Genomic DNA, 12,240 nt, shown 5'->3' with positions numbered 1-12,240 from the left:
CGAAAAGGGCTCCTCGCAACGATGCACCCGATGAAAGGAACATCTGCCATGCACGATAGCCCCGAGGTCCAGCCCGCGCGCAAGGTCCCCGAGATCCTTCACCGTCTCGTGCGGTGGACCCGCCCGCGGCGGCGAGCCGCCGTAGGTCTCCTGCTGCGCGGCGTCTGCTACGGCCTGGGCACCGGCGCGGTCAGCCTCGCCACCTTCTGGGTGCAGAACCGCCTGTGAACCGACGGCCCGGCCGACTGAACAGCCGTCCCTGGGCGGCGAAGAGGGACGGCCGGTGACCAGCGCCTCGGGATCGTCGCTGGAGGCGAGCCACTCCTGAGTCCGGTACCCGGGCTCCAGGTCGTCCGGTGCGCCCGGCCCGCCCATCCTGGTCGGCACCCGCTCCGGGTCCACCGCGTTGCCCAGCACCCCAGGGGCGCAGACGGGCCACCGCGGCGGCCGGCGCCGTGACGTACAGCTTGCTGTCGGCGTACGAGCCCGGGCTCCCGCCCTGCCAGTCGGCCCCGTCGAGCCGGGCGTGTCCGCCGAAGTGCGAGCCGCTGCTGAGGTACACCAGCCGGCGCGGCCCGTGCAACCGAGCAGATCCCGGCACGAGTCGGTCCCCTCCCGTGCCGGTACGGCCTGCGGACTGGGTGACGGCGGGCGGGGGGGGTGGGGCCTGTGGCTCACAGCGCCTTGAGTTGGGTGAGCAGTCGCAGCGTGTCGGCGTTGAGCCAGTACTCCACGAACTTGCCGTTCTTCATACGGAGCGTGTCGTTTCCGGTGAACGTGATCACGGTTCCGGGTTCGGCCTTGGCGCCGGGGAATCCGCCCGCGTAGGTACCGGTGGCTGTCCAGCGAAGGGATGCGTAGCGGCCGTCGATCAACGGGCCGACTTCCACGGCGAAGCGCAGGTCCGGGAATGGCGCACGTATCTGGCGGATCATGCCCACCAAGCCGTCAACGCCTCGGACGGAGCTGCCGTCTCCGCCGTCGAGGAGCGCGGCGTGGACCCGGAAGTCGCGTGAGATGACGCCCGGCGCCTGCTCGAAATCTCCGTTCCACAGCCGGATCCACGAGTCGAGCATCGTCCTCGGGTTCTTCGTCTCCGGGCGGTCCGGGGCTGCGACTGTCCGAGCGATCCCGGCCGTCGGAGCCGTGTTCGCGGCGGCAGCCGGGATCGTCAGCGCCAGAGCTGCGATTACGGCGGGGATGAGCAACCGGGCCCGGCGGCGCCTCGTACCGACGTAGGTGGTGGCGGTACGTCCTTCGACGCTCTCGACGCTCTCGACGTTCATGACAGCCTCCACTGATGCAGTTACAAGCATTCTCGTTCGTTACAAGATATAACGGAGACCGTATGGCACGTCAAGAGGATGCCGTCCGGCAGGTAGATGTGCAGGCCCGGGCGATCCGGCTGCAGCTTGAGCCAGGGATTGAGCCAGGGATTGAACCAGGGACAATCTGTCCGCGGATAAAGTCGGCCTTCATCCGATTCCCGGTTCGCGCCAGGATGGATGTGTCGAACAGGGGAGGTCGGACGATGGACCGGGCATTGCTGGCTGATTTTCTTCGCGCACGCCGTGAGGTGTTGCAGCCGGAGGATGTCGGGCTTCCTCGCGGGCAGCGGCGCCGCACCGGCGGGCTGCGGCGCGAGGAGGTGGCGGCGCTGGCCGGCATGTCGGCCGACTACTACAGCCGGATCGAGCAGCAGCGCGGTCCGGCGCCCTCAGAACGCATGCTTGCCGCGCTGGCCCGGGCGTTGCGGCTCAGCCTGAACGAGCGTGACCATCTCTTCGTCCTCGGCGGGATCGCGGCGCCGCGGCGGATCGTACGTGACGACCATGTTGGTCCCACGATGATGCGGATCGTCGCCGGCCTCGCGGACGTGCCCGCCATCGTGCTGTCGCGATTCGGTGAGGCGTTGCTGCAGACGCGTCCGGCGGTCGCACTGCTTGGCGACTTCACCCGGTATTCGGGGCTGTCCCGGTACCTGGTCTACCGCTGGTTCACCGGCGATCCGCAGGTCCGCGGCTTGTACCCCGCCGAGGATCATTCGCTGCGGGGCAGGGTGTTCACCGCGGAGATCCGGGACGCGTACACGGCGGACCCCACGGGTAAGGCCGGTGAGATCGTCGCGGCTCTGCTCGAAGCCAGTCCCGAGTTCGCGGAGGTCTGGCGGTTGCACGAGGTGGGCGTGACCCATCACCACGACCTCAAGCGCTACCTGCACCCCGAACTGGGGGAACTGGAGCTCTACTCCGAGATGTTGATGGACCCCGAGCAGTGCCAGCAGCTGCTGGTGTTCACCGCCACGCCCGGCTCCCCGAGCCACCACAAGCTCCAACTCCTGGCCGCTGTCGCCCCTTAGCGGTTTTCGGCTCTCCCACACCCCTGAGCATTGCTTCGAAGTCGAAGCGTGCTCCAACCACAAACTGATTCAAATCTGAATCAGTTCCCGCATGGTGAAAGTTGAGGCATGCCATGAAGGCAGTACGTTTCCACGAGTACGGCACCCCGGACGTCCTGCGCTACGAGGAGGTGGAACAGCCGGTCCCCGGCATCGGAGAGGTCCGGATCCGGGTGGCTGCGACATCGTTCAACCCGGTCGACGGCAACATCCGCGCCGGCTTCATGCAGGGCCCCATCCCGGTGGCTCTGCCTCACACCCCCGGCATCGACGTCGCCGGCACGGTCGACGCGCTGGGCGAGGACGCGGACGGCTTCGAGGTCGGTGACCGGGTTGTCGGATTCCTGCCGATGACCGGCGCCGGTGCGTCCGCGGAATACGTCCTCGCACCGACGGGGATCCTGACGCCGGCGCCCACGAGCATTCCACTGGCCGATGCCGGCGGGCTGCCGTTGGTCGGCCTCACCGCCTGGCAGGCCCTCTTCGACCACGCCGGGCTGACCGCCGGCCAGCGCGTGCTGATCAACGGCGCGGGCGGCTCGGTCGGCGGCTACGCCGTACAGCTGGCCAGGCACACCGGCGCCCACGTGATCGCCACGGCCGGGCCGCACAGCAGCGAGCGTGTCAAGGCGGCCGGCGCCGATGAGGTTCTCGGCCACGGGTTTCCCGAACTGGCTGAGCCGGTCGACGTCGTACTCAACCTCGCGCCGGTCGATCCGGCACAACTGGCCGCGCTGGCCGGTGTGGTCCGCGACGGCGGTGTCGTGGTGAACACGACGGTGTGGATGCCCGCTCCGTCCGACGAGGAACGCGGCGTGCGTGGCATCGACCTCTTCGTCAACAGCGACGCCGTCCAGCTGGCGCAGCTGGTGGCACTGGTCGACTCCGGCAAGCTGCGCGTCGACATCGCCCGGCGGGTGCCACTGGCCGACCTGCCGGCTCTGCACGCCGAAGCCGCCGCGGGCCCGATCTCCGGAAAGGCCATCGTCCTTCCCCCCGCCGCGCTCGCCTAGGCAGCATCACCCTTTGCAACGTGCTGCCGTCAGCGTGCTCCCTGCGCGCGACGCAGCCCTGGGATTCCGTCGTCTCCTGATCCGGTTCTCCGCACTCGCCGACCCGGCCTCGCCGACCCGGCGCAACCCGGCGCAACCCGGCGCACAGCCGGTCGTCAACACCATTGAATCCACTCATGCCGCGACGGTCATCAGTGCCGTCGCCAGCCATCGGAGCACCTCGTGAACCTCGAACCACTGACCCCCGAGAACACCACGATCGTCCTGGTGGACCACGCCGTCGGTTTCGCCAACGTGCTGCGGTCGCACGACACGGCGGAGCACATCAGCAACGTGGTCGGACTGGCAAAGACAGCCCTGTGGTACGAAAGCGGCCTGGTCGTGACCAACGGCCGGCCCGACAAGCCGTCCGGGCCGCTCTACCCGCAACTGAAGGAGACGATCGGGGACCACCCCGTGATCGAGCGGGGCGGCAACTTCAACGGCTTTCTGGACCCGGACTTCGCACGAGCCGTACGCGAGACCGGGCGCCGCAAGCTCGCCATCGCGGGCGTGTCCACCGAGGGCTGCGTCCTGCAGACCGTGCTGGGGGCGCTGCGCGAGGACTACGAGGTCTACCTGGTCGTGGATGCCACAGCGAGCCTGACAGCCGAAACCCACGCCGCCGCGGTCGAGCGCATGGTGCAGGCCGGCGCCTCCCCGGTCACCTGGTTCTCCCTGGCCGGGGAGTTCACCGTGGACCACCGTTCCGCGACCGCGCCTCACTTCCAGCGGCTGATGCGCGAGCACGTGCCGACCATGGCCATGGGTGTCCAGTCCTACCTCTCCGCCGTCCAGCAGACTGGGCCGAGTTCGGCATGAGGCATGCCGCCCGGGGGCGGATGAGGACCGTCCGGCTGTCCCTGTGCACCGCTGTCGGCCCAGCCACGGACAACTTGTCCCCTGATGAAGTGGCCCTTCATCCGCTCTCCCGTCCGCGCCAGGATGGGCTTGTCGAACAGGGGAGGTCGGACGATGGACCGTATGTTGCTGGGGGATTTTCTCCGTGCACGCCGTGAGGTGTTGCAGCCGGAGGATGTCGGGCTTCCTCGCGGGCAGCGGCGCCGCACCGGCGGGCTGCGGCGCGAGGAGGTGGCGGCGCTGGCCGGTATGTCGGCCGACTACTACAGCCGGATCGAGCAGCAGCGCGGTCCGGCCCCGTCGGAACGGATGCTCGTTGCGCTCGCCCGGGCGATGCGGCTCAACCTGAACGAGCGCGACCACCTCTTCACCCTCGGCGGCATCCCTGCACCCCAGCGGATCATACGAGATGATCACGTCGGCCCCGCGATGATGCGGATCGTCGGCTGCCTCCTGAACGTGCCGGCGATGTTGATGTCGCGCTTCGGTGAGACGCTCCTGCAGACACCTCCGGCGGTCGCGCTGCTCGGCGACTTCACCCGCTACTCGGGCCTGTCCCGCTACCTGGTCTACCGCTGGTTCACCGGCGATCCGCAGGTCCGCGGCCTCCATCCGGTGGAGGACCACCCGCGGCGGGGCAGGGCGTTCGCCGCGCAGATCCGGAACGCCTACACGGCGGACCCCACGGGTAAGGCCGGTGAGATCGTCGCGGCTCTGCTCGAAGCCAGTCCCGAGTTCGCGGAGGTCTGGCGGTCGCACGAGGTGGGCGTGACCCATCACCACGACCTCAAGCGCTACCTGCACCCCGAACTGGGGGAACTGGAGCTCTACTCCCAGATGCTGGTGGATCCCGTGCAGTGCCAGACACTGCTGGTCTTCACCGCCGTACCCGGCTCCCCGAGCCGGGGCAAACTGCAGCTCCTGGCCGCTGTCGGCCCTTAACGGCAGTCGCCGCCCTCTCACCCCGGAAATGCCGCTTCGAAACCGGAGTGTCCTTCAGCCTCCCGACGATTCAAAACTGAAGCACATTGCACCGGCCGAACGTTGAGGTCGCGTCTCCCGGCGGCCGAGTCGGCGCGGAACTCCGGACGGCCAGGCCTCCCGAACCGTCCACAGGTCTCCCGAACCGTCCAACGGCGAGCCCTTGCGCGCCGGGCCCGGAGCTTCCGGGACCGCTGCTTCCGGGCCCGCTGCTTCCACGAATGACCAGATCACACCCAACCGACCAAGAAGGCAGGACAGTCATGTCGCTCAGTCTCGACCCCGAGTTCGCCCAGGTGTTCGCCGCCATGGCGGAAAGCATGGCAGGTGCCACCCCTCCGCCGGTCGGGGATGTCGCCGCGCGCCGCGCCATGTGGGAACCGATCATCGGTGCCGCCTCGGCGGCCCAGCCGGTCCCGGCCGACGTCACGACCACCGAGTACTACGCGACCGCCGACGACGGCACGAAGATCACCATGCGCTGGTACGCCAGGACGGGCGCCCCCGGCGGTCCCGCCGCGCTGTTCTTCCACGGCGGCGGCTACATATTCGGCCACATCGACCTGTTCGACGGCCCCGTTGCCCGCTACGTCTCCGCCAGCGGGGTGCCGATGCTGTCGGTCGAGTACCGCCGGGCCCCCGAGCACCCCTTCCCCGTACCGGTCGAGGACGCGTACACCGCCCTGCGCTGGCTGCACGAGCACGCGGACGAGCTGGGTGTCGACCCCGCGCGGATCGGTGTGATGGGCGACAGCGCCGGAGGCGGACTGGCCGCGGCGCTGTCGATCCTCACCCGGGAACGCGGCGGCCCGGCGATCGCCCGGCAGATCCTGCTCATGCCGATGCTCGACGACCGCACCACCACGCCCGACCCGCACATCGAGCCCTACCTGCTGTGGTCCTACGACGACAGCCGCACCGCGTGGCCGGCGCTGCTCGGCGACGCCGCGGGCGGACCCGACGTACCCGCCACGGCCGCCCCGGCCCGCCTCGACGACGCGACCGGTCTGCCTCCCGCCTACATCGAGGTCGGCCAGCTCGACGCCTTCCGCGACGAGGACCTCGCCTACGCCCTCAAACTCAGCCGGGCCGGCGTACCCGTGGAGTTCCATCTCCACCCCGGTGTCCCGCACGAGTTCGACTCCATCGCCTTCGGCATCGACGTCGCCCGCCGCGCCCTCGCCGACCGCGTACGCGCCCTCGCCTCCCTCTAGTGCTGTGACCAGCTCCTCCTAGTGCTGTGACCAGCTCTTCCCCACCCTCTTCGGCCTCGGATCCCCCTGCAACAGAAAGCGCTCACCCATGACTGTCTGGACCCCCGTCACCGTCGGTGCCATGAAACTGCCCCACCGGCTCGTCATGGCTCCCATGAGCCGCGACCGCTCCCTGGCCGACGGCGTTCCCAGCGAGCTCAACGTCGAGTACTACCGGCAGCGGGCCTCCATGGCCCTGATCATCACCGAGGGCACCCAGCCGTCCGAAGACGGTCAGGGATACCTGCTGACGCCGGGAATCCACACCGACGCGCACATCGCCGGCTGGCGCAAGGTCACCGACGCCGTCCACGCCGAAGGCGGGCGCATCGTGGTCCAGCTGATGCACGCCGGCCGTGTCTCCCACCCGGACAACACCCCGCACCGCCGCAGGCCCGTCGCCCCCTCGGCCGTACAGCCCAAGGGCGTCATGTTCACCGCCACCGGCCTCCAGGAGATGCCTGTTCCCCGGGCCCTCACCGCCGACGAGATCGCCGGTGTGGTCGACGAGTTCCGCCGCGCGGCGGCGGCGGCCGTCGCCGCCGGGTTCGACGGCGTGGAGATCCACGGCGGCAACGGCTACCTCGTCCACCAGTTCCTCTCCGCCAACGCCAACGAGCGCACCGACCGGTACGGCGGCTCCGTCGCCAACCGCATCCGCTTCGCCACCGAGGTGACGTCCGCGGTAGCCGCCGAGATCGGCGCCGACCGCACCGGCCTGCGCATCTCTCCCGGCAACCCCTACAACGACGTCACCGAGCACGACATGCACGACGTCTACCCGGCGCTGCTCGACGCCGTCGACCCGCTCGGCCTCGCCTACCTGCACCTCATCCAGGGCCCCGACGAGGAATTCGGGCAGCGCATTCGCCGGCAGTGGTCCACGGCACTGATCGTCAACCGCGGCGGCGCCCCGCTCGACACCCGCTTCGCCGACCTCGACTCCGGTCTGGCCGACGCCGTCTCGGTCGGAGCCACGGCACTGGCCAACCCCGACCTGCCCCACCGCCTCCGAACGGGCGCCCCGCTCAACGAGCCCGACCCGGCCACCTTCTACGGCGGCGACCACCGCGGCTACACCGACTACCCCACCCTCCCCATCACCACCACGGAGAGCTGAACCATGACCACACTCCTCATCGGCCCGGCCGACAAGACCGTCACCATCACCGTCCAGCAGCGGACCCGCACGGCCCCTCAGGACGCCTTCCGCACCCTGGTGCCCATCGACCTCCCCACCGTCTTCCGCCCGGTGGCCCCGTTCCCCGGCATCAGCAGCGTGAAGAACCAGACCGAGGCCTGGGACCACGTGGGCACGCGCAGAAACCCGCAGTTCGACGACGGCTCCCAGGTTGACGAAGAACTCACCGAGTACGTACCGGGCTCCAGCTTCGCCTACCAGCTGACCGGCTTCACCAACGTCCTCTCCCGCCTCGCAGCCGGCATCCGGGGCGAGTTCAACGTCAACCCCGACGGTGACGGCACCCTCATCCGCTGGACCTACGAGTTCAAGCCGCTGCCCGGCCGCCGCTGGATCCTCGCCGGCCCCTTCGCCCCGCTCTGGCGCCGCTACATGGTGGCCGCCCTCGACCGGTGCGTCCACGCCATCGAAACAGCGGAAAACAGTGAGCAGGCGCCGCTCCGGACCGGGTGACGGCCCAAAACTCCGCGGCTCCAGCCCACGAACGAGCCCACCCAACAGAAATTTGGCCGGCCACATGACTGGCGTCGCGTTTTAGCCGCGTTGTAGGCGCGTTTCAGGTGCTCAGCCACCCCATTGATTTCACCGGATCAGCTCATCAAGGAGACAGCAGTGATGAAGGCCATCGTTTTCGACACGTTCGGCGGCACCGAGGTCCTGCACGAGGCGGAGACCGAGATCCCCGAGCCCGGCCCCGGCCAGGTCCGCGTGCGTGTACAGGCAGTCGGTGTCAACCCGGTGGACGGCAAGATCCGCTCCGGGACCATGGAAGCCATCTTCCCCACCACCCTGCCCGCCGTCCCCGGCGGGGAGATCGCCGGGATCGTCGACGCCGTCGGTGAGGACGTCGACCAGCTGAAGGTGGGCGACGAAGTGCTGGGCTGGTCCGACACCGGCGCCTACGCCCAGTACGCGCTGGCCACCACGACCGTCCTCGCCCCCAAGCCGGCCGGCCTGGACTGGACGCACGCGGCCGCACTGCCGGTGGCGAGCGACGGCGCCGACCGGGTCCTGGACCTGCTCGACGTCAAAGCCGGCGAGACCCTGCTGATCCACGGCGCGTCCGGCGCGCTGGGCACCGTCGCCGTCCAACTCGCCGTCGCCCGCGGCGCCTGTGTCATCGGCACCGCCGGCCCCGCCAACCAGGAGTACGTGACCTCGCTCGGCGCCACCGCGCTGGTCTACGGAGAGGGGCTGGTCGAGCGGGTCCGCGCGCTCGCCCCCAACGGCGTGGACGCGGTGCTCGACGCCGCGGGCAAGGGCGCGCTGGAGGACTCCATCACCCTGCGCGGCGGCACCGACCGGATCGTCACCACCGCCGACTTCCGGGCCCGCGAACTCGGCGTCGTCTTCGCCGAGGGTCCGGCGCGGCGCTCGGCCGCCCGGCTGGCCGAACTGGCCCGGCAGGCCGCCGACGGCACCCTGGCGATCACGGTCGGCGCGACCTACCCGCTTACCGACGCGGCCAAGGCCCAGCAGGCCAGCGATGCCGGCCACGGCCGCGGAAAGCTCGTCCTCACCGTCGACTGACCTCCTCCCGCAGGGCCGGCCCCGCACAGCCGCCTGCAACCACCGAATCCCGACCCCATGCCCCGCTCCGCGGCAGTCCGATTCCACCCCGGCCTGAAGGCCGGAGTTTCCCTGGAGGTCTCCGATGACCATGGCCTATCTGGCGCAGCCCGAACAGCAGCAGAAACTCGAATGGCTCGACGGGGGAACGTTCTCCGTGCTGCTCGACAAGGAAGCCACCGAGGGCAAGCTGACCGTGGGCCGCTTCGACGTCGCCAGGGGCGAAGCCCCGCCGTTCCACCTGCACACCCGCGAGGACGAGGTGTTCATGCTGATCAAGGGCACGGCCCTGGTGTGGTCCGGGGAGGACGAACACGAACTGAGCGAAGGCGGGATCGTCTACCTGCCCCGCAATATCCCGCACGGCTACCGCATCACCTCCGCCCGCGCCGACCTTCTGATGATCACCACGCCCGGCGGCATCGAGGGCATGTTCCGCCACGCCGGACGCGACCTCAGCACCCCGCGCCCCGACGGCTTCGAGATCCCCAAGTCCCTGCTGGCGGAGGCATCCGAACTCTACGGCGGCGTCATCCTCGGCCCGCCGCGCTGAACCGCTCACGGACCCGAGCGCCCGTGCCGCGACAGCCGTTGCCCACGGCTGCCGCCTGCGCTCGGAGGCGCTGCCTCCGGGACGACAGCGGATCCGTTCCCCTCGCCACCTGCGACCACCGCCGGCCGGCGTCGAACGCCGGATGCTCAGGAGACCTTCATGCCACTCCCCGTCCTGTTCGGCGCGAACGTAGAGCCGAACGCCCTCCCCGTCGGCCGCTCCACTGAGCAGGCACTACTCGTCGACAGTCTCGGCCTCGACCTGCTCACCATCCAGGACCACCCGTACCAAGCAGCGTTCGACGACACCTGGACGCTGCTCACCTTCCTGGCCGCACGCACGCGACATGTCACGCTCGTCCCGACGGTCAGCTCCCTGCCGTTGCGTCCGCCGGCGGTGCTGGCCAAGGCTGCGGCGACCTTGGACAGACTGACCGGCTCCCGGGTCCAGCTCGGCCTGGGCGCCGGGGCCTTCTGGGAAGCCGTCGAGGCCATGGGCGGCTCCCGACGCACACCGAAGGAGGCCGTCGACGCACTCGAAGAGGCGATCACCGTCATCCGGGCCATGTGGAGTGGCGAGCGCAGTGTGCGGACGCACGGCGCGCACTACTCGCTCGCCGGCGTCCGCCCCGGCCCGGCGCCGGCCCCGGGTCTGGGACTGTGGCTGGGCTCGTACGGTCCCCGCATGCTGGCCCTGACCGGTGCACAAGCGGACGGCTGGCTTCCCTCGCACGCCTACCTCGGACTCGACGCACTGCCCACGGCTGTCCGCCGCATCGACGACGCGGCTCTGGCGGCGGGCCGCGATCCCGACACGATCCGCCGGGTCTACAACATCGCCGGTGTCATCCAACCGGAGTCGGCCGGCCCGTTCCAGGGGCCCGCCACCCAGTGGACCGAGCACCTCGTCACACTCGTGCGCACCGTCAAAATGAACGGTTTCGTCATCTGGCCCGAACGAGATCACGTCCAGCAGATCCGCACGTTCGCCGCCGAAGTCGTACCCGCGGTCCGCGACGCCCTCGCACGGGAGACCTGAACCTCCACCGACCAGGTACCGGCCGGACTCGCCGCCGACTCCACCGGCCCCGCGACCAGAAAGTCCTGGTCCTCCACTCCGACCCGCCCCGACCCCAGGTGATCCCATGAGCGACGAAACGCCCCTCCCCGACGGATTCGAAAGCATCACCGTCCCGGCCAACGGCACCCGGCTGCATGCCGTGGTCGGCGGGTCCGGTGAACCCGTACTTCTTCTGCACGGCTGGCCCCAGACATGGCGAGCCTGGCGACACCTCATGCCGGCCCTCGCCGCGCACGGATACCGCGTCGTCGCGCCCGACCTGCGCGGCACTGGTGCCTCCGACCGTCCCCCGAGCGGATACGACAAGGACACGCAGGCGGAGGACATGCGCGAACTCCTCGCACAGCTCGGCATCCACAGCGGCGTGCGCATCGTCGGGCACGACATCGGGGGCATGGTGGCCTTCGCCTACGCCCGCCGCCACCCGGAGGAGGTCGAACACCTTGTCCTCGTCGAACTCGCCCTGCCTGGCCTCGGTCTTGAACAGGCAATGGACGTGGCCTCCGGCGGTCTGTTCCACTTCGGCCTCTTCATGACCGAAGAACTGCCCGAGCTGCTCCTCGAAGGCCGGGAAAGCGAATTCCTCACCTGGTGGTTCGATCGGTTGTCCGCGGTACCCGGGACCTTCCCTCCGGAAGAGGTCGCCACCGTCGCCTCCTCCTACCGCGGACACGAAGCACTGCGCGCCGGCTTCGCGCACTACCGCACCCTCCTTGACGACGGCCGCATCAACCGGACCTGGCTCGAAACTGGAGGAACCCTCCCCATGCCCGTACTCGCCGTCGGCGGCGAGCACAGCACAGACACCCGACTCGCCGACAGTCTGAACACGGTCGCGCAGCGGCTGACCGGTGCAGTGATTCCGGGCAGTGGCCACTTCGTGCCCGAGGAATGTCCCGATGCCTTCGCCCGCGAGCTTCTCCCCTTCTTGTCCGCCCCACCCCGGCCCACCGGGCGCACCTGAAGACACACGCGGCCGGGCCGCCTGTAGGCGGCGGTTGAAGGGTGTGTCAATTTATTAGACACTCCCGGCCCAGCGTCCATCCCACGACGTGAGCCGAGAACGTCGTTCTTCGGTTCCTCCTGCATACGCGGGGAATAGGTCAGCCGAAGGTGGCTGCCACGGCGGTTCCATCCCCACGCATGCGTGGGGAGCAGGGGCTCCCATCCGTCGAGGTCGACGCCCTGGCGGGTCCATCCCCGCAGGTGCGGGGAGCACCAGTCGGGGGTCGCGGTCGCCGTGACGTCCGGGGGACCATCCCTGCGGGTGCGGGGATAGTCCCGAATGCTCC

General features: G+C 69.7%; 14 protein-coding genes. 13 read left to right on the top strand and 1 reads right to left on the bottom strand.

Annotated features, from left to right (window positions below; translation table 11 throughout):
- The first annotated feature begins 48 nt into the window (after positions 1-48).
- The gene (locus tag AB0D14_RS17230) at positions 49-228 is read left to right on the top strand and encodes a hypothetical protein (protein WP_362779546.1); all 180 of its coding nucleotides are present in this window, start codon (positions 49-51) and stop codon (positions 226-228) included.
- Positions 229-674: 446 nt separating this feature from the next.
- Here AB0D14_RS17230 and AB0D14_RS17225 read toward each other — a convergent pair whose 3' ends face one another.
- Positions 675-1,286: an ester cyclase gene (locus AB0D14_RS17225; protein ID WP_362779543.1), complete on the bottom strand. Its 612-nt coding sequence runs from the start codon at positions 1,284-1,286 to the stop codon at positions 675-677.
- Positions 1,287-1,531: 245 nt separating this feature from the next.
- Here AB0D14_RS17225 and AB0D14_RS17220 point away from each other — a divergent pair, with 245 nt between their 5' ends.
- The 12 genes from AB0D14_RS17220 to AB0D14_RS17165 all read left to right on the top strand — a co-directional run bounded on the left by AB0D14_RS17220 (position 1,532) and on the right by AB0D14_RS17165 (position 11,912).
- Positions 1,532-2,359, top strand: coding sequence for a helix-turn-helix transcriptional regulator (locus tag AB0D14_RS17220; RefSeq protein ID WP_362779540.1), 828 nt, complete (start codon positions 1,532-1,534; stop codon positions 2,357-2,359).
- Positions 2,360-2,472: 113 nt separating this feature from the next.
- Positions 2,473-3,411 (top strand): NADP-dependent oxidoreductase, encoded by a 939-nt coding sequence (locus tag AB0D14_RS17215; RefSeq protein ID WP_362779537.1) that lies wholly within the window; start codon positions 2,473-2,475, stop codon positions 3,409-3,411.
- A gap of 13 nt (positions 3,412-3,424) precedes the next feature.
- On the top strand, positions 3,425-3,637 hold the full coding sequence (locus tag AB0D14_RS17210; protein ID WP_362779536.1) for a hypothetical protein: 213 nt from the start codon (positions 3,425-3,427) through the stop codon (positions 3,635-3,637).
- A complete protein-coding gene (locus AB0D14_RS17205; protein ID WP_362779533.1) occupies positions 3,634-4,272 on the top strand; it encodes an isochorismatase family protein in 639 nt (212 codons plus the stop codon). Before AB0D14_RS17210 ends, AB0D14_RS17205 begins: the two co-directional genes overlap by 4 nt.
- 153 nt (positions 4,273-4,425) lie before the next feature.
- A complete protein-coding gene (locus tag AB0D14_RS17200; protein ID WP_362779530.1) occupies positions 4,426-5,253 on the top strand; it encodes a helix-turn-helix transcriptional regulator in 828 nt (275 codons plus the stop codon).
- Positions 5,254-5,555: 302 nt separating this feature from the next.
- Entirely contained in the window at positions 5,556-6,506 is a 951-nt protein-coding gene (locus tag AB0D14_RS17195; RefSeq protein ID WP_362779528.1) for an alpha/beta hydrolase, read from the top strand.
- Between the two features lie 88 nt (positions 6,507-6,594).
- Positions 6,595-7,665, top strand: coding sequence for an alkene reductase (locus AB0D14_RS17190; protein WP_362779525.1), 1,071 nt, complete (start codon positions 6,595-6,597; stop codon positions 7,663-7,665).
- Positions 7,666-7,668: 3 nt separating this feature from the next.
- Complete coding sequence (locus tag AB0D14_RS17185; RefSeq protein WP_362779523.1) at positions 7,669-8,199, top strand: SRPBCC family protein; 531 nt, start codon at positions 7,669-7,671, stop codon at positions 8,197-8,199.
- Between the two features lie 162 nt (positions 8,200-8,361).
- Positions 8,362-9,276, top strand: a complete 915-nt coding sequence (locus AB0D14_RS17180) for an NADP-dependent oxidoreductase (RefSeq protein WP_362779521.1) — start codon at positions 8,362-8,364, stop codon at positions 9,274-9,276.
- 124 nt (positions 9,277-9,400) lie between these two features.
- Positions 9,401-9,868, top strand: coding sequence for a cupin domain-containing protein (locus AB0D14_RS17175; RefSeq protein ID WP_362779520.1), 468 nt, complete (start codon positions 9,401-9,403; stop codon positions 9,866-9,868).
- A gap of 159 nt (positions 9,869-10,027) precedes the next feature.
- The gene (locus AB0D14_RS17170) at positions 10,028-10,906 is read left to right on the top strand and encodes an LLM class flavin-dependent oxidoreductase (protein ID WP_362779518.1); all 879 of its coding nucleotides are present in this window, start codon (positions 10,028-10,030) and stop codon (positions 10,904-10,906) included.
- Between the two features lie 106 nt (positions 10,907-11,012).
- Positions 11,013-11,912 carry an alpha/beta hydrolase gene (locus tag AB0D14_RS17165; RefSeq protein WP_362779515.1) on the top strand — a complete coding sequence of 300 codons (900 nt, stop codon included), beginning with the start codon at positions 11,013-11,015 and terminating at the stop codon, positions 11,910-11,912.
- Positions 11,913-12,240 lie beyond the last annotated feature (328 nt).

It is taken from the genome of Streptomyces sp. NPDC048484 (genome assembly GCF_040651415.1).
Taxonomy (GTDB): Bacteria; Actinomycetota; Actinomycetes; order Streptomycetales; family Streptomycetaceae; genus Streptomyces.
Note: the sequence above shows the minus strand (reverse complement) of the source record. Positions and strands in the feature narration are given on the sequence as shown.

Excerpts from the sequence above, each read along its gene's own strand:
- AB0D14_RS17165 (WP_362779515.1), top strand. The coding sequence starts at position 11,013 with ATGAGCGACGAAACGCCCCTCCCCGACGGATTCGAAAGCATCACCGTC.
- AB0D14_RS17225 (WP_362779543.1), bottom strand. The coding sequence starts at position 1,286 with ATGAACGTCGAGAGCGTCGAGAGCGTCGAAGGACGTACCGCCACCACC.
- AB0D14_RS17180 (WP_362779521.1), top strand. The coding sequence starts at position 8,362 with ATGAAGGCCATCGTTTTCGACACGTTCGGCGGCACCGAGGTCCTGCAC.
- AB0D14_RS17195 (WP_362779528.1), top strand. The coding sequence starts at position 5,556 with ATGTCGCTCAGTCTCGACCCCGAGTTCGCCCAGGTGTTCGCCGCCATG.
- AB0D14_RS17200 (WP_362779530.1), top strand. The coding sequence starts at position 4,426 with ATGGACCGTATGTTGCTGGGGGATTTTCTCCGTGCACGCCGTGAGGTG.
- AB0D14_RS17215 (WP_362779537.1), top strand. The coding sequence starts at position 2,473 with ATGAAGGCAGTACGTTTCCACGAGTACGGCACCCCGGACGTCCTGCGC.
- AB0D14_RS17185 (WP_362779523.1), top strand. The coding sequence starts at position 7,669 with ATGACCACACTCCTCATCGGCCCGGCCGACAAGACCGTCACCATCACC.
- AB0D14_RS17170 (WP_362779518.1), top strand. The coding sequence starts at position 10,028 with ATGCCACTCCCCGTCCTGTTCGGCGCGAACGTAGAGCCGAACGCCCTC.
- AB0D14_RS17190 (WP_362779525.1), top strand. The coding sequence starts at position 6,595 with ATGACTGTCTGGACCCCCGTCACCGTCGGTGCCATGAAACTGCCCCAC.
- AB0D14_RS17220 (WP_362779540.1), top strand. The coding sequence starts at position 1,532 with ATGGACCGGGCATTGCTGGCTGATTTTCTTCGCGCACGCCGTGAGGTG.
- AB0D14_RS17230 (WP_362779546.1), top strand. The coding sequence starts at position 49 with ATGCACGATAGCCCCGAGGTCCAGCCCGCGCGCAAGGTCCCCGAGATC.
- AB0D14_RS17175 (WP_362779520.1), top strand. The coding sequence starts at position 9,401 with ATGACCATGGCCTATCTGGCGCAGCCCGAACAGCAGCAGAAACTCGAA.